The sequence below is a fragment of the Nocardia sp. NPDC055002 genome, from assembly GCF_053608825.1.
This window is the reverse complement of the sequence record NZ_JBSGWE010000004.1, coordinates 119,195-133,407: the sequence shown is the minus strand read 5'-3', so window position 1 is coordinate 133,407 and position 14,213 is coordinate 119,195. Positions and strand designations below refer to the sequence as shown.

The 14,213-nt window shown below is 67.7% G+C and carries 18 protein-coding genes; 8 read left to right on the top strand and 10 right to left on the bottom strand.

What is annotated here, in order from left to right:
- Positions 1-45: 45 nt before the first annotated feature.
- Complete coding sequence (locus ACWF99_RS17415; RefSeq protein WP_378638158.1) at positions 46-567, top strand: ATP-binding protein; 522 nt, start codon at positions 46-48, stop codon at positions 565-567.
- 41 nt (positions 568-608) lie between these two features.
- On the opposite strand, the gene ACWF99_RS17410 is transcribed toward ACWF99_RS17415, so the two are convergent.
- The 3 genes from ACWF99_RS17410 to ACWF99_RS17400 all read right to left on the bottom strand — a co-directional run bounded on the left by ACWF99_RS17410 (position 609) and on the right by ACWF99_RS17400 (position 3,007).
- Positions 609-1,178, bottom strand: a complete 570-nt coding sequence (locus tag ACWF99_RS17410) for a TetR/AcrR family transcriptional regulator (RefSeq protein ID WP_378638161.1) — start codon at positions 1,176-1,178, stop codon at positions 609-611.
- Positions 1,179-1,229: 51 nt separating this feature from the next.
- Positions 1,230-2,312: an agmatine deiminase family protein gene (locus tag ACWF99_RS17405; protein ID WP_378638163.1), complete on the bottom strand. Its 1,083-nt coding sequence runs from the start codon at positions 2,310-2,312 to the stop codon at positions 1,230-1,232.
- Between the two features lie 95 nt (positions 2,313-2,407).
- Positions 2,408-3,007 (bottom strand): class I SAM-dependent methyltransferase, encoded by a 600-nt coding sequence (locus tag ACWF99_RS17400; RefSeq protein WP_452536760.1) that lies wholly within the window; start codon positions 3,005-3,007, stop codon positions 2,408-2,410.
- Between the two features lie 121 nt (positions 3,008-3,128).
- Between ACWF99_RS17400 and ACWF99_RS17395 the strand changes: the two genes are divergently transcribed.
- Positions 3,129-4,082: a DoxX family protein gene (locus ACWF99_RS17395; protein WP_452536758.1), complete on the top strand. Its 954-nt coding sequence runs from the start codon at positions 3,129-3,131 to the stop codon at positions 4,080-4,082.
- Between the two features lie 252 nt (positions 4,083-4,334).
- Positions 4,335-4,619 (top strand): hypothetical protein, encoded by a 285-nt coding sequence (locus ACWF99_RS17390; RefSeq protein WP_452536756.1) that lies wholly within the window; start codon positions 4,335-4,337, stop codon positions 4,617-4,619.
- Here the strand turns inward: ACWF99_RS17390 and ACWF99_RS17385 are convergent.
- Both ACWF99_RS17385 and ACWF99_RS17380 read right to left on the bottom strand, forming a co-directional pair.
- Positions 4,616-4,939 (bottom strand): hypothetical protein, encoded by a 324-nt coding sequence (locus ACWF99_RS17385; protein ID WP_452536754.1) that lies wholly within the window; start codon positions 4,937-4,939, stop codon positions 4,616-4,618. The two genes, ACWF99_RS17390 and ACWF99_RS17385, sit on opposite strands and share 4 nt — an antisense overlap.
- Before the next feature lie 19 nt (positions 4,940-4,958).
- Entirely contained in the window at positions 4,959-5,444 is a 486-nt protein-coding gene (locus tag ACWF99_RS17380) for a MarR family winged helix-turn-helix transcriptional regulator (protein ID WP_378638176.1), read from the bottom strand.
- A gap of 74 nt (positions 5,445-5,518) precedes the next feature.
- Here ACWF99_RS17380 and ACWF99_RS17375 point away from each other — a divergent pair, with 74 nt between their 5' ends.
- The gene (locus tag ACWF99_RS17375) at positions 5,519-6,946 is read left to right on the top strand and encodes an MFS transporter (RefSeq protein ID WP_378638178.1); all 1,428 of its coding nucleotides are present in this window, start codon (positions 5,519-5,521) and stop codon (positions 6,944-6,946) included.
- Between the two features lies 1 nt (position 6,947).
- Here ACWF99_RS17375 and ACWF99_RS17370 read toward each other — a convergent pair whose 3' ends face one another.
- A complete protein-coding gene (locus ACWF99_RS17370) occupies positions 6,948-7,673 on the bottom strand; it encodes a helix-turn-helix domain-containing protein (protein WP_452536751.1) in 726 nt (241 codons plus the stop codon).
- A 390-nt stretch (positions 7,674-8,063) separates the two neighbouring features.
- On the opposite strand from ACWF99_RS17370, the gene ACWF99_RS17365 reads away from it, so the two are divergent.
- From ACWF99_RS17365 to ACWF99_RS17355, 3 genes are all read left to right on the top strand, one after another.
- Entirely contained in the window at positions 8,064-8,648 is a 585-nt protein-coding gene (locus tag ACWF99_RS17365; RefSeq protein WP_378638183.1) for a CHAP domain-containing protein, read from the top strand.
- A 188-nt stretch (positions 8,649-8,836) separates the two neighbouring features.
- Positions 8,837-9,985 carry a hypothetical protein gene (locus ACWF99_RS17360; RefSeq protein WP_452536749.1) on the top strand — a complete coding sequence of 383 codons (1,149 nt, stop codon included), beginning with the start codon at positions 8,837-8,839 and terminating at the stop codon, positions 9,983-9,985.
- Positions 9,986-10,148: 163 nt separating this feature from the next.
- Complete coding sequence (locus ACWF99_RS17355) at positions 10,149-10,859, top strand: DUF1906 domain-containing protein (RefSeq protein ID WP_378652344.1); 711 nt, start codon at positions 10,149-10,151, stop codon at positions 10,857-10,859.
- A 1-nt stretch (position 10,860) separates the two neighbouring features.
- Here ACWF99_RS17355 and ACWF99_RS17350 read toward each other — a convergent pair whose 3' ends face one another.
- Both ACWF99_RS17350 and ACWF99_RS17345 read right to left on the bottom strand, forming a co-directional pair.
- Positions 10,861-11,211 carry a hypothetical protein gene (locus tag ACWF99_RS17350; protein ID WP_378638190.1) on the bottom strand — a complete coding sequence of 117 codons (351 nt, stop codon included), beginning with the start codon at positions 11,209-11,211 and terminating at the stop codon, positions 10,861-10,863.
- A 178-nt stretch (positions 11,212-11,389) separates the two neighbouring features.
- Positions 11,390-12,166, bottom strand: coding sequence for an Rv1157c family protein (locus ACWF99_RS17345; protein ID WP_378638191.1), 777 nt, complete (start codon positions 12,164-12,166; stop codon positions 11,390-11,392).
- Positions 12,167-12,430: 264 nt separating this feature from the next.
- On the opposite strand from ACWF99_RS17345, the gene ACWF99_RS17340 reads away from it, so the two are divergent.
- Complete coding sequence (locus ACWF99_RS17340; RefSeq protein WP_452536746.1) at positions 12,431-13,687, top strand: mannosyltransferase; 1,257 nt, start codon at positions 12,431-12,433, stop codon at positions 13,685-13,687.
- 3 nt (positions 13,688-13,690) lie between these two features.
- Here ACWF99_RS17340 and ACWF99_RS17335 read toward each other — a convergent pair whose 3' ends face one another.
- Together ACWF99_RS17335 and ACWF99_RS17330 are read right to left on the bottom strand one after the other, a co-directional pair.
- Positions 13,691-13,978 (bottom strand): 4a-hydroxytetrahydrobiopterin dehydratase, encoded by a 288-nt coding sequence (locus ACWF99_RS17335; RefSeq protein ID WP_452536744.1) that lies wholly within the window; start codon positions 13,976-13,978, stop codon positions 13,691-13,693.
- Positions 13,979-13,999: 21 nt separating this feature from the next.
- Complete coding sequence (locus ACWF99_RS17330; protein WP_194826542.1) at positions 14,000-14,176, bottom strand: hypothetical protein; 177 nt, start codon at positions 14,174-14,176, stop codon at positions 14,000-14,002.
- Positions 14,177-14,213 lie beyond the last annotated feature (37 nt).

Here is a 14,213-nt window from a genome sequence, read left to right as displayed (position 1 = left end):
GATCGGCCGGTGCCGTCGGCGAAATAGCTGCTACGGTCCGATTCTGTGATCGTTTGGCTCAACGGGACCCATGGCGCGGGCAAGACGACGACCAGTGGGCTCGTGCAACAGCTGATTCCGGATTCGCGGGTGTTCGATGCCGAGAAGGTCGGTGAGACGCTCATGGACGTCACGCCGGGGCTGCCCGCGACGAACAACTTCCAGCATTGGCCACCGTGGCGACCCCTGGTGGTCGAGACCGCCCGGCACATTCTCGACTACACCGGCGGCACGCTGGTGATGCCGATGACCGTGCTGGTCGAGCAGTACTGGCGCGAGATCAGCACCGGGCTCGCGCGGCACGCGATCCCGGTCCGGCACTTCGTCCTCCACGCGGACCAGCAGACCCTGCGCGGGCGCATCGAGGGTGACACAGTCCTCGGCCCTTCGGCATTCCGTCTCGCGTATCTCGAGCCGTACGCGGAGGCTGCCCGTACGTGGCTGCACAGCGAGGCCGAGGTCGTGGACACCACGCTTCTCACCCCTGGTGAGGCTGCCCAGCGGATCGCGGACGCCGTGAACCAGTGACGGGTCCTCGGCCGGTCGAGCGAAGACTGATCGTCAGTCGGCTAGGCCCTGCCGAGTTCGAGTGCTATTGCGCTGGTGAGGATTTGGCGAGCTCGCGGAAGGGGCAGCGAGCCGCTGTGCCAGCGTTCGCTGAGGCCTTCCACCAGTGTGGTGAGGCGTTCCGCGGTGATGGTGGCGTCGACGGTGGGGGCGACCGTGCCGGATTGCTGGGCCCGGCGGATGAGGGTTTCCACGTCGGCGTTCCAGGCTTCGGTGGTGGTGCACAGGGGCGCGCGTAGGTCGGGGTGGAAGACCGCGCTGGCGCGCAGTTCGCCCCAGGCGACGCTGGTTTCGCGGACTCGGTCGGTGTCTTGGAGCTCGAGCAGCAGCATGTGCTCGACCTGCGCGCGCGGATCGGTCGTGTCGGCGGCGTCCGTGTAGGTCTGGGCGCGGTGGTTGATGTGCTCGAGCGCGGCCCGCAGGATGCCCGCGCGATCCTTGAAGTGGTAGTAGATCAACGCGGTGGACACTTCGGCCGCCGCGGCGAGCTTCTCGACTCGCAGGCCGCGTACGCCGTCCTCGGCGATGACGCGGACGGCGGCTTCCATGATCTGGGTACGACGGTCCGACACGATTCCTCACAGTAGGCGCACGTGATCGCGGCGGTGGGGCCGCTGCCGGGCTCAGCCGACGGGTTCCTGCTGGGTGGTGCAGTGGATACCGCCGCCACCGGCGGCGATGCCGTCGATGTTGATCTGCACCACCTCCCGGCCGGGAAACAGCCGCTCCAGGGTGGATTTCGTGGCGGCATCGGTCGCCGGATCACCGAATTCGGGGCCGATGACGGCACCGTTGCAGACGTAGAAGTTGATGTAGCCCGCGGCGAAATCGTCGTCCGCGAACTGCTCGCGCACCGTGGCCGGACCTTCGAGCACCTCGACTCGCAGCGGGCGACCGTGCGCGTCGGTCGCCGAGCGCAGGATGTCGAGGTGGCGACGGGTGACGTCGTAGTCGAAGGAATCCGGGTCGTTGTCGAGGCCGGCGACTACCACGCCGGGCCCGGCGAAGCGGGCGTAGAAATCTGTGTGCCCGTCGGTGATGTCCTCGCCCGCGATGCCGGGAAGCCAGATCACCTTCTTGATACCGAGCAGGTAGTCGAGTTCCTCTTCGACGTCGACCTTCTTCCAGCCGGGGTTGCGATTGTTGTTGAGTACACAGCTCTCGGTGATGATCGCCGTGCCCTCCCCGTCGACCTCGAGCGCGCCGCCTTCGAGGACCAGATCGGTGTGCAGAGTCTCGACGCCCGCGCGCCCGGTGACGAACTGTGCCACCTTCGCATCGGCGTGGTAGTCCTGCTTCTCACCCCAGCCGTTGAAGTTGAAATCCACACCGGCCCTGGTATTTCCGCTTCGCACGAACACCGGGCCGGTGTCGCGCATCCACAGGTCGTCGAGGTCGGTGGCGATCAGCTCCACGTTCGCGTCACCGATCAGGCTCTTGGCCCGTGCCAGATCGCCGGGGCGCACCAGCATCGAGACCGGTTCGAAGCGGGCGATCGTGGTGGCGATGGTGGCCAGGTTGCGCTGGACCTCCGGCACCAGCTTCGCGCCCCAGATCTGTTCGTCGGCGGTGAACGCCATCCAGGTGCGCTGGTGCGGCTGTCCCTCCTCCGGCATGAGCCAGGTCCGGTCGTCGCTGTCGTCGCAGCCGGCCAGCAGCACGCTGAACGCGGCCATCGTGGCCTGGACGAACGTGCGTCGTCGCATCGGGTTCTCCTTTCCGCTGCCGAGAACCCTAGCGACTGACTGAAAATTTAGTCAAGAATGGCGATCCGTGTCACCCAGGCGCCGGTGTCGTGGGTTCACGACTTGACGACCGCCAGCGCGGAGTGGGGCCGGACGTCCCCCGCTGCGGGGTGGTGGAGGCGATCGACCTCGGTGAATCCGGCTTCGCGCAGGATTTCGGAGAGCTGGTCGGTGGGGTAGCGGTAGGCGGTGGTGACTTTGTGGGGGAAGGGTTCGATGGTGTCGGTGGACTCGAAGAAGCCGATCACCAGGCGGCCGTCCGGGGTGAGCACCCGGTGGAATTCCGCCAGCACGGTGGGAAGTTCCGCGGGGGTCATGTGGATGAGCGAGAACCAGGCGAGGATGCCCGGGACGGACGCGGTGGGGGCGGCGAGGGCGCGGATCGAGCCGAGCTCGAACGGGATGTCCGGGTAGGCCGCCCGCGCGTAGGCGATGAATTCGGGGACCAGGTCTATGCCGGTGGCGGGGACACCCGCGTCGGTGAGGAATTTCGTGAAGTGGCCGGGGCCGCAGCCGAGGTCGAGGACGGGGCCAGGGGTCAGGTGGGTGAGGGCGAAGGCCGCGTCGTCGGGGGCGAGGTCGGAAGGGGAGCCGAAGAGATCGATGTAGAGGGTGTGGATGGCGGTATAGGCGGCTTGGACGGTGTTGTCGGGCACTCGGTCGACGGTAGTCACTGAACAGGGCATGCCCGGTTCCGTCCACCGTTTGTGATGGGAAGACCCGGGTAGTCGAATGTAGGGAGCCGTTTTCCCAGTCGTAGACACGAAGGGATCGACGATGCCGATCAAGCCTGTTCGACGCATTGCTCGCGCACTGCTGGGGACCACATTCGTGGCCGCCGGAGTGAACGGGTTGATGAATCAGAAGCCCCGCGCCGCCGCCGCCAACGCGCTGGCCGAGAAGGGCAGGACCGGCCTGCCCGACGCACTGGCGGCACGGGTGCCCGACGATCCGAGTCAATTCGTGCGCGTGAACTCCGCGGTGCAGGTGGTCGGTGGGTTGTTGCTGGCCAGCGGACGCGCGCCGCGGCCCGCGGCTCTTGTACTCGCCGCGACCGTGGTGCCGGGAACCGTCACCGAGCAGGACTTCTGGGCCGAGAACGACCCGGACCGCAGGGCGGTCAAGCGGGTGGGGTTCTTGAAGGACCTCGGGTTGCTCGGCGGGCTGATGATCGCGGCGGCCGACACCGAGGGCAAGCCGTCGCTGGGCTGGCGGGCCCGGCGCGCGTTCTCGCGTGAGGAGCCCCGCATCGCGGCCGAAGGCGCCGCCATCGCCGCCGCGGCCAAGGCTCGTGGCGCGCACCTCGCCGATGTCGCCCATGAGCAGGGCGCGCATCTGGCGGAGGTCGCGAACGAGCGGGGCACCGCGCTGGCCGAGATCGCCCGCGAACGTGGGCCGCAGCTGGCCGACGCGGTGCGCAGCCGCAGTGCCCATCTGGTCGAGGTGGCCAAGGATCGTGGCCCCGAGGTGGCCGAGGCGGTGCGCAGCCGTGGCGCGCACCTGGTCGAGGTGGCCAAGGACCGCGGTCCCGAGGTGGCCGAGGCCGCGCGCACCCGCGGTGCCCAGATTGCCGACGTCGCCAAGGAGAAGGGCCCCGAGCTGGCCGAAGCCGCGCGCGAACGCGGCACGTATCTGGTCGATACGGCCCGCGAACGCGGTTCGGAATTGGCCGCGGCGGCGCGGGAGCGTGAGGAGATCGCTGCTCCCACCCGCCGGTGGTCGAGGCGATAGCCCCCGAATCTCGGAGGCAGGCCGGGCCCACGATGACGTGGCCGATCCGACCGGTCTGTCCGTGATGCCCCGATAATCGTGGTCTGGCGCTCCTACCTGCTGTGGCGCACCATAAATCCGGGGTCGGGCATACCGACGAACTCACCGCGCGAACCTGACATCGGGGCAATCCCGGCGAATTAGGTTTGGCGGTGAGTTCTGGTGTGAATACTGGGCATTCGCAATGCTTTTCGACAGAGTGGGATCCATCTGATGTTGTCCGGTCGTGAAACGTCCAAGCCGTATGCCGTTCGAGTCGCAGTGGTGGGAGCGGCGGTGCTGATCGGACTGCTCGGTTCGGCGGGAACCGCCGCGGCGCTTCCGGTTTCGGGCTCGGCATCCGGTTCGGCCAGCGGTTCCGCGGACTTGGCCTCGGGTTCGGCGTCCGGGTCGGGTGCGGTCGATCCGGCGGTCGCTTCCTATCTCACCTGGCAGTCGACGCAGTTCATCCACAACACCCTGCGCATGCTGCTCTCGGTCCCGCTGCGCAACAGCTAGTTCCAGGTCCTTTCCCAGCGCTCCGCTGCCCAGTCGCGTACCTCGCCGCTGAGCAGAATCGCGGGCAGCAGCAGCGCGAAGCCGATCAGCAGGATCGCCAGGCGCACCCACACGCTGAGTTCGCCGAGGGCGCGCAGCAGCGCGGGCAGGACGCAGAGCACGGCGAGCGCGACGAGGACGATCGCCGCGAGATTGTGTCCCGGCCCGGCGATCAGCGCGGCGCAGATGCCGAAGCACAGGCCGAGGACCAGGCCGCCGACGCCGACGAAGTAGTTGTCCCAGGAAAGCCAGCTCGGGCGGGTAGACCGGTGAGTGACCACGCCGCGCAGCCTAGCGCGCTCAGCTGTCGCTGTGCGGCGGTCTGGGCCACGGGTTTTCCTCCAGCTGTTCGACCGACCGGTTGAACTTGCGCATCAGCCTGCTGAGCTCGGTGACATCGTCGGCGTCCCAGCCGGCGACGACCTTGCCGATATCGCTGCTGCGGTGCCGTCGGTCGGCTTCGAGCGCGGCCTTGCCGTCGGCCGTCATCTTGATCTTGCGGGCGACACCGCCGTCGGGATCGGGAACCCGTTGCACCAGCTCCTGCTTCAGCATCGCGCCGACCTGGCGGTTGATGGTGGAGATGTCGAGCTGGAAGGCCTCCGACAACTCGCGCAGGCTCAGCGGCTCGCCGAGATCGAGCCGGGTCAGGATGAGGAACGCCGATCGGTCCAGCAGGAAACCGGGGCGTCTGCGGGTGGTGGTGGGGAAGTGCCGCGAGATCAGGTTCAGCTCGAACACCAGGCGGGTGAACGGGGTGTCGTCGGCGGGGCCGGAATCGGACATGTGCCAACTATGTCGTGTGGGTCACCGCGGCACCAAATTGTGTACTATGCACATGCTGTGTACTGTGCAATTTTGTGTCTGTAACCGCCGAGGCCGCACCGGCCGTCCCCGAAACCCGACGTCCGGCCCCGGCCGTGCTGATCGCGGTGCTCAGTACGGTCGGCATCGTCGTCTCGCTCATGCAGACGCTGGTCATCCCGATCATTCCGTCGCTGCCGACCCTGCTGAACACGTCGGCGTCCAATGCCTCCTGGGTGGTCACCGCCACCCTGCTGGCCGGCGCGGTGTCGACGCCGATCGCCGGGCGACTCGGCGACATGTTCGGTAAGCGCCGCATTCTCGTCACCAATCTCGGGTTCATGATCGTCGGCTCGGTGGTCTGCGCGACCGCGAGCTCGCTGCTGCCCGAGGTGATCGGCCGGTCCCTGCAGGGCATCGCGGTGGGCGCGATCCCGCTGGGGATCAGCATCATGCGCGACGAACTCGCGCCCGAGAAGGTCGGCGGCGCGATGGCCGTGATGAGTGCGACCCTCGGTGTGGGCGGTGCCGTCGGCATGCCGTTCTCGGCGCTGATCGCGCAGAACGCGAACTGGCACATGCTGTTCTGGACCGCGGCCGGACTCGGTGTGGTGTGCGCGGTGCTGGTTTTCGTGTTCGTGCCGGAATCGCCGGTACGCACGCCCTCACGCTTCGACTTCGGCGGCGCGATCGGGCTGTCGATCGCCCTGCTCACGTTGCTGATCGGCATCACCAAGGGCGCCGACTGGGGCTGGGCCAGCGGCTCGATCCTCGCGCTGTTCGGTCTGTCGCTGGTGAGTTTCCTGGGCTGGGGCGCCTATGAACTGCGCCGCACCGCGCCGCTCGTCGACCTGCGGGTATCGGCCCGCCCACGGGTGCTGTTCACCAATATGGCCTCGATCGCGGTCGGCTTCTCGCTCTACGGCATGTCACTGACGTTCCCGCAGCTGCTGATGGCTCCCGAGCAGACCGGCTACGGTTTCGGTCTGTCGATGGTGGTCGCGGGCCTGGCGATGGCGCCGACCGGTCTGGTGATGATGCTGCTCTCGCCGGTCTCGGCGCGGCTGTCGGCGAAGAAGGGCCCGAAGTTCACGCTGGCACTCGGCTCGGCGGTGATCGGTATCGGCTACCTGTGCGCGGTCGTGATGATGGACGCCGTGTGGCAGATCATGCTGTCGGCGGTCATCGTCGCGGGCGGCGTCGGCCTGGCCTACGCGGCCATGCCCGCGCTGATCATGGGTGCGGTGCCGCTGAACGAGACCGGCGCCGCCAACGGCCTCAACTCGCTGATGCGTTCCATCGGCACCTCGACCTCGGCGGCGGTGATGGGTGTCGTGCTCGCCCACATGACCATGCAGCTGGGCCCGCACATGGTGCCGACCCGGTCGGCGTTCCACACCGCGTTCTTCATCGCGATGGCGGGTGCGGTCGCGGCGATCGCCCTGACCACGTGCATCCCGATGGGCAAGAAGAAGGCCGACTGAGTCAGACCGCGATCGGCGAGTACACCACCAGCGACCAGTCCCGGCGCGGCACCAGGGCCGCGCCGAGGGAGTGCACCGCCATCGACATCGGCGCGCCGGTGCGCGGATCGCGCAGCTGCACCACCGGGCCGTCGGGCCCGAGCGCGACCGGGGGCTCGGTGGTCCAGAACTTCTCCCATTCGGGAGCCTGCGCGCACGTGTCGACGATCTCGGCGATCCGTGCCCGCGCCGCCAGTCCCGGCCCCATCACGCGAAACCCGTAGACGCACATGTGTACTTGCTGCTCCCAGTCGACCATGGCCGTTCTGGCGCGCGGATCGAGGAGCATCCATTCGAGCATCGACGCGCCCGTTTCCAGGCCGGGGAAGACGAGCCGCCACGCGGCATTGGTGGCCAGGACCTCGTAGACCGGATGCAGTTGCAGGCTGGCCGGGTGGGTGATCCCGTCGATCAGCACCTGGTCGGCCGGGCGGACCAGCGACGGCGGCGAGTCGTAGCGATGTGCCACCGACAGCGAGACCAGATGGTCGCGAAACACCTCGGGCACGTCGAGTGCGTCGAACAGCGCGGTGAGCGCCTCCAATGTCGGTGTGCGGGTACTCTGTTCGATCTTCTGGATGAGAGCGGGCGAGATGCCCGCCGCCTCGCCGAGCGCCGCCCTGGTCAGGCCCGACGATTCGCGGCGTTCGCGCAGGTACCGCGATATCGACGCGTTCGGGTCTTCCACAATGCACTCCTGTTTCGGTCGCCGGTACAAATTGGGACAGTCGTCTAGCTTGACCGAGGGTAAAGGTTTCGAAAAACTCATGTCAGCCGAGTGGGAGACCGCCTGGCTGCCCGGTCGCCGCGCCCAAGACGATTTTCGGCCTTTGTGCTGGTCGGGCCAGTGTGTTCCGGAGCGGAAGTGTTCGACACCACCCCTGCGCGGACGATTGTCGCCGGAGGGGACGGCGCGCGCTCCTGGTGCGCGCCGAGAGCGATTGCCGGGCTGATACCCGGGTGGCGCAGGGGTCCATCCGGTGGTCGCCCGTCCGCTTCGGAAAACACACGTGAGCGGGAACCGAAAGCGCTCGTGATTCGTCCAATAGGTCAGAAGGATGAACGAGAGCGGGGGGCGATGACGCAGATTCGAACCGAACGACCTGGACGGCGCACGTCCTGGATCGTCGGCATCTCCGGGATGCTGGCGGCGGCGACGGTCGTCGCTGTCGGACTGGTGTGGTGGCAGCACGATTGGGGTGATCAGTTCCCCGCGCTCGACAGCGAACGTCTCGACGAGCAGCAGATCGTGCTCGTGGATGTGTTGCGCCGTGAATACGAGCAGCCCGGCGACGGCCCGAAGTACGCCGAGGGCGTCCAGGAGGCCTGGTGCGCCGACTTCGTGAGCTGGACGATGCGCGAGGCGGGCAGGCCGCTGGCGAACCCGAACTCCGGTTCCTGGCGCATCCCCGGCGTGTACACGCTGCAGGAGTACTACCAGCAGGTCGGCCGATTCACCCGCCCCGACGTCGGCTATCGCCCGCGCACCGGCGACGTGGTGCTCTACGGTCCCGACAGCCCGCTCGGTCAGCACACCAACATCGTGCTGAAGGCGGAGGGGGACACGATCACCACCATCGGTGGCAACGAGCTGGGCGGGGTTCGGGTACGCACCATCACCCCGGCCGAAACCGCCGATCTGGTCGGTTACGGGCGATTCTGAAATCGATTGGCGCTCAAGACAACTGCGATGATCCTGGACGGCGGTACCACGCTGATGCCCGTACCATGGAACTCGCGGCGCCCGGCAGCGCCGTTGCCGGCTCCTCCGTCCTGCTTCCCCCTCATCGGCAGGACGGGGGAGTTGTGCCACCAGCAGCGGGTTCGCCGACGTCACGTACCGTGTTCGATGTGCGTGTGAAGGTGGACGGAGAGCCACGTCGTGACCCGATGTGGATCGAGTACGCCGATTTCGGCGAACGGTTCGTCACCTACGCGGTGACCGAGGAGCGCATCGCCGCCGCTGTGTCGGGAATGACCGGGCGTGGCGTGAAGATCGGACCGTTCTCGCTCGGGCCCGCGGGATTGGCCGGTTTCGTCGCCGAGGGCACGCTGGGCACCCCCGTGGTCACCCGCACGCCCGGTGACGCGCTGAGCTTCGGCGTGCGGATCCCGCTGACCCTGGCCGTGAACCTGGTTCTCGGCGGACGCAAACTGCGCTTGGCCGCCGTGGTGGAGATCGGGCTCACGCTGCACGCCCGCACCGCCGCTCCGCTGCTGGTCTTGATCGATGTCGCCCCGGTGACGGCCAAGGATGTCAGCTTCACGTTGCGCGCCGAGGCCATCGACGGTGCGTGGGAGATGCTGCTCGACCCGATCGCGGGCCTGGTGCAGCGCGAGGTCGCCAACCGGGTCAACGCCATCGTGGGCGATCCGAAGGTCCGTTCGGAGCGCGTGTTCGACATCGAGGCGATCCTGGACGGCTACCGCTCACCGCATCGCAACGACACCGTCTTCGACTGGATCGACTACCGCGAGTTCGGTCTGCGCTTCTTCACCACCATCGTCACCAGGGATCGCGTGCACGGCGTGGTCGGCCAGATGGCGGGCGGCGAGATCGAGGTGGGACCCCTGTCCGAGGGTCCGCGCGGCGCGGCCACGGTGACCGTGCGCGGGGCGATCGAGCAGCCACGGGTGATCGACCGTGGCCTCGGTGAGCCGGGTGACCTGCGAGTCTTCGATATGACGCTGCCGGTGGGGCTCGACATCACCGTCGACGTGCTCAAGGCCAACCACTACCGTGCCGACCTGGAGATTCCGCTCGTGCTCACGGCAAGGGCCGCCGAGCCGCTCCAGATCGTGATCGAGGTGCCGCCGCCCGCGCTCGAGGACATCTCGATGGAATTCACCGCGAAGGGCCTGCGGGCGGCCACCCTCGGCCGACTGGCCGGGATCAAGAAGCAGGTCATGGCGCAGGTCGTCGCGGTGGTCAGCACCGAACTGGCCGATCCGACCGCGCGCACCATCGATGTGGGCGCGGCGATCGACGGCGCGACCTGACTCGTGTGACTCGTGGGGCGAATGTTGCCATTGGTTCTGGCGGTTCCCCTGGGGTTGTGGTGCAATGAGTCGCACGTTCTAGACTCCCGGCGCGCGAGATTCGGGGAAGGCGCGCCGGGTTCGCTTACCGGTTGAAGGTCGGGTTGCGCGAAGGAGTCCTGCGATGCGTTCTGTTCCGGTGACCCGGCGGAAGTTCTTCGGGCTGGCCGCCGCCGCGGCCACGATCGGTGCCGGCCTCGCCGCCGCACCTGCCCGCGCCCAATCCTTCGGCACCATGGTCGACTACGCCGCGGGGGTTCCCTCCGCCGCGTCGATCGCGGCCGAAGGACATATCGGCGTCATCCGCTACGTCTCCGAGCGCAGGCCCGGCGCGGAGTGGATGGAAGGGAAACCGCTGCTCGCCGCCGAGGTCGAGGATCTGTGGACGCACGGCCTGTCGATCGTGTCGAACTACCAGTTCGGCAAGGGCCCGACGGCCGACTGGCGCGGTGGCCTCGAAGCGGGCAAGGAACACGCCGAACGCGGCTGGGCCATCCACACCGCCGCGGGCGGACCCGATACCGCGCCGATCTACGCCTCCATCGACGACAACCCCTCCGACGAGGAGTTCGAGGAGATGATCGCGCCCTATATCGAGGGCTGGCAGTCGGTGCTCGGACCAGAACTCGTCGGCATCTACGCCAACGCGCCGACCATCGACCGCGCACTCGACGCGGGCCTGGGTTCCTGGTTCTGGCAGCACAATTGGGGCACCGAGCGCGGATTCGTGCACGACTCCGCGCATCTGCACCAATTCGAGATCGACAAGCGCGCGATCGACGGCATCGGTGTCGATCTGAACCGGGTGCTGGCCGAGGACTACGGCCAGTGGTGAGTTAAGTCTGGCAGTGGCACGTCGACCCGTGACGCAGGTCGGGCTCATCGTCGGGCATCACGCACAGCGGCGCCCTGGTGTCGGGTGCGGAATGGTTCCCGAGCCACGACATCAGCGACCACCGCGACAGACCCGACAGCGCCGACCCGACGCTGGCGAACGACAGCGAGGAGATCGCGGACCCGAACGACCCGATCGAGCCGATGGACAGCACCGATCCGACACTGCCGATCGACAACACCGAATAGGCCGATCCGATCGACAGGATCGACCCCTCGGATCGATACGAGAGAATCGAGCGGCTGCTCCGGCTCGACCGAACATTCCGGGAAGAACCATGCGTGGTCGCCATCGTCTCGGTCTACCACACCGCTCATCCAGCGGGAACCCTGCGCGAGCACAGAGCAACGTAAGCACATGGGTAAATCACCGGGTACGGGCTCACCGAGCCACAACCATGGTCTGGCCGCCAACGCAAACCTCCCCGCAGCTCAGGTCTGGCCTGAAGTCGCGGGGAGGCGGGGGAGCACCTAGACGGTGAAGAAGCCGAGGGTGGGCATGAACGTGCAGGTGCGCGGTGCGGCGCCCTCGGCGGCGGTGGTGAGCGAACCCGAGATCACCGCGACCACGCGGCCGTGGCCGGTGTTCGCGATCGCCGACAGGGTGGCCGGACCGCCGGGGTTGATCTTGGCCTCGTCGGTCAGCGTCTGGATCGCGGACTGACGGGTGTCGAGGTTGAGCCACTGCACCGTCATCGGCGGGTTCTGCTCGCCGGTCGGGGCCTTGGTGCCGAGCGCGGTGAATACGAAACCGGCCTGTCCGGCGGCGGGGCCGGGCGGGGGCAGCTGTGCCGGACCGGCGACCGCGAGCGCGGTGCCGACCGAATCGGCGCCGTCACCGATGCAGCCCTTGCCGATCGTCGGGTACAGGAACTGCGCGATGGCCGGGCCGTCCTGCGGGAGCTCGGGACCGCCGCCGCCGCTGCCGTCGAGGAAGGTGATGATCCGCTCGAGGGTGGCCTTGATGGCGGGCGGCAGGTTCAGCGTGGCCAGCAGTACGCGCGCCTGATCGAGCAGGGCGGTCTGCGGGCTGGCGACGTCGGCGGGGCCTGCGACCAGGCCCGCCACGGCGGGGGCGAAGGCGGCTAGCGCGTCGACAGGGACGCCTTCCGGCACCATCGGGACGCTGATCGGCGCCGCCTGTGGGGCTGGCGCGGGCGCGGCGATAGATGCAGGCGCGGCGAGCATGGCGCCTGCCGCGATGGCGAGAGCGGTCGTTGCGATCCGCGATCCTCGGCTACGAAGCACTTGTCTAGCCGTCCTTACCTCGGTTTTGCGATGGGCGAGGGTTGTCGACCCCAACATGTCGGGGGTCACTCTAAGGACAACGCTGCCGTGTTGTACAGCCGCCGGGCCCTGAGCGGATCACCGGCCGAAACCATGTTCATCGACGCTAGCCCTGACCGGTGTTACACCTGGGGATGTTGATGCAAATGTTATCCATGGTGTCGGGGTGGCCGGTGGCCGCCGGTGGCTCGCGGCCGCCTGGTTAAAGTAGCGGAGCACCGCGAAATGGCGCGCGACGCCACCCATCCGACCGAAAGCCTGGCCTTGAACCGACACCTCCGATGGGCTCTCGCGCTGCTCGGACTGTCCGTGCTCGCCAGGCTGGCCTGGATGCTCTTCGCCCCGAACGGGCTCAATGTCGTCGATCTGCACGTGTACGTCGACGGCTCGGCCTCGCTGCTCACCGATCGGCTCTACGACTTCACCTACTCCGAGGTGACGCCGGACTTCCCGCTGCCGTTCACCTATCCACCGTTCGCGGCGCTGGTGTTCTTCCCGCTGCACTATCTGCCGTTCACGCTGGTGGCGGTCGGCTGGATGCTGGCCACGGTGGCCGCGCTCTACGGCGTGATCCGGATCAGCTTCGAACTGCTCCTCGGTGCGGCGAAGGCGAAGCAGACGCCGTGGATCACCGCGGCCGTCGGCTGGACCGCGCTCGGCGTCTGGCTGGAGCCGGTGCGGACCACGATCGACTACGGCCAGGTCAATGTGTTCCTGGTGCTCGGCGCGATGCTGGCCGTGCGCAGTGCGCGGTGGTGGATCTCGGGCACCCTCGTCGGCGTGATCGCCGGCATCAAGCTGACCCCGGCCATCACCGGTCTGTACTTCGTGGCGCAGCGGCGCTGGGCGACGGTGCTGTGGTCGGCGGGGGCCTTCGGGCTGACCGTCGCTGTGAGCTTTCTCATCAATGCCCACGAGGCGAAGCGTTATTTCGGCACCTTGCTCGGCGATGCGGACCGGATCGGCCCCGTCGGCTCGGTGTGGAACCAGTCGCTGCGCGGCGCGCTGAGCCGCATCCTGGGTTACGACGTGCAGTCCGGGCCGTGGTGGCTGGCCGCGGTAGCGGTCACGGCGGTGCTGGCGTTCTGCGCGTGGCGCACCCTCGGCCCCGACGACCGGCTCGGCACCCTGGTGCTGGTGCAGCTGTTCGGGCTGATGATCTCGCCGATCTCCTGGTCGCACCACTGGGTCTGGCTGATCCCGACCGCGCTGTGGCTGCTCTATGGGCCGCTGCGAGACGAGCGGGTGGCGCGGATCATCGCCGGGTTCTGGGTGCTGACGATGTTGGTGGGCGTGCCGTGGGTGCTCTCGTTCGCGCAGCCGACGATCTGGACTATCCCGCGCCCGTGGCCGCTGGCCTGGCTCGGCGCGGTCGACGTGATCGGCGTGTTCGTACTGCTCGGCTGGCTGATCTGGCGCGGTCGCGAGACCTTGCGCGCTCAACTCCCCGGCCGTCGCACGGCCGAGGTGCCCGCGAGCTGACGCTCAGCCGACGAGGTCGTCGATGGTGTGCGCCATCGCCGTATCGAGCGCGGTGAGCCCACCCGCCGAATGCGTACTCAGCGTGAAACGCAGTGTGCGCCAACGGATATCGATATCGGGATGATGATCGGCAGCCTCGGCCGCGGTGGCGACCTTGCGGACCGTCTCGATGCCGGCGAGGAAACTCGGTGCCTGCACGGTGCGGGTGATCGCGTCACCGTCGCGTGACCACTCCGGAAGAGTGGCCAGTGCGATGGTGAGTTCGGGGGCGGAGAGCAACGGAGTACCCATACTTCGGTTGTACCCCTCCGCCTACTTGGCGCGCGCCAGCTTCAACGCCTTTTTGAGATCTTTACCGCATGTTCCGGCGGCCTCGGCCTTCTTCATCCGCATGATGACGACGGGGCATTTGAAGCAGCGCGTCTTCTTCCTGCAGCACTTTTTCTTCGGCTTCAGGCTCGAGACCTTCTTCGCCTTCACCTTGCCCATGGGAGTTAGCGTAACCTAAGTACAAAGCCTGACACGA

Coding starts and splice junctions, on each gene's coding strand:
- ACWF99_RS17405 (WP_378638163.1), bottom strand. CDS start 2,312: ATGCGACGACGCACGTTCGTCCAGGCCACGATGGCCGCGTTCAGCGTG.
- ACWF99_RS17395 (WP_452536758.1), top strand. CDS start 3,129: ATGCCGATCAAGCCTGTTCGACGCATTGCTCGCGCACTGCTGGGGACC.
- ACWF99_RS17390 (WP_452536756.1), top strand. CDS start 4,335: ATGTTGTCCGGTCGTGAAACGTCCAAGCCGTATGCCGTTCGAGTCGCA.
- ACWF99_RS17380 (WP_378638176.1), bottom strand. CDS start 5,444: ATGTCCGATTCCGGCCCCGCCGACGACACCCCGTTCACCCGCCTGGTG.
- ACWF99_RS17365 (WP_378638183.1), top strand. CDS start 8,064: ATGACGCAGATTCGAACCGAACGACCTGGACGGCGCACGTCCTGGATC.
- ACWF99_RS17355 (WP_378652344.1), top strand. CDS start 10,149: ATGCGTTCTGTTCCGGTGACCCGGCGGAAGTTCTTCGGGCTGGCCGCC.
- ACWF99_RS17350 (WP_378638190.1), bottom strand. CDS start 11,211: ATGGCGACCACGCATGGTTCTTCCCGGAATGTTCGGTCGAGCCGGAGC.
- ACWF99_RS17340 (WP_452536746.1), top strand. CDS start 12,431: ATGGCGCGCGACGCCACCCATCCGACCGAAAGCCTGGCCTTGAACCGA.
- ACWF99_RS17335 (WP_452536744.1), bottom strand. CDS start 13,978: ATGGGTACTCCGTTGCTCTCCGCCCCCGAACTCACCATCGCACTGGCC.
- ACWF99_RS17330 (WP_194826542.1), bottom strand. CDS start 14,176: ATGGGCAAGGTGAAGGCGAAGAAGGTCTCGAGCCTGAAGCCGAAGAAA.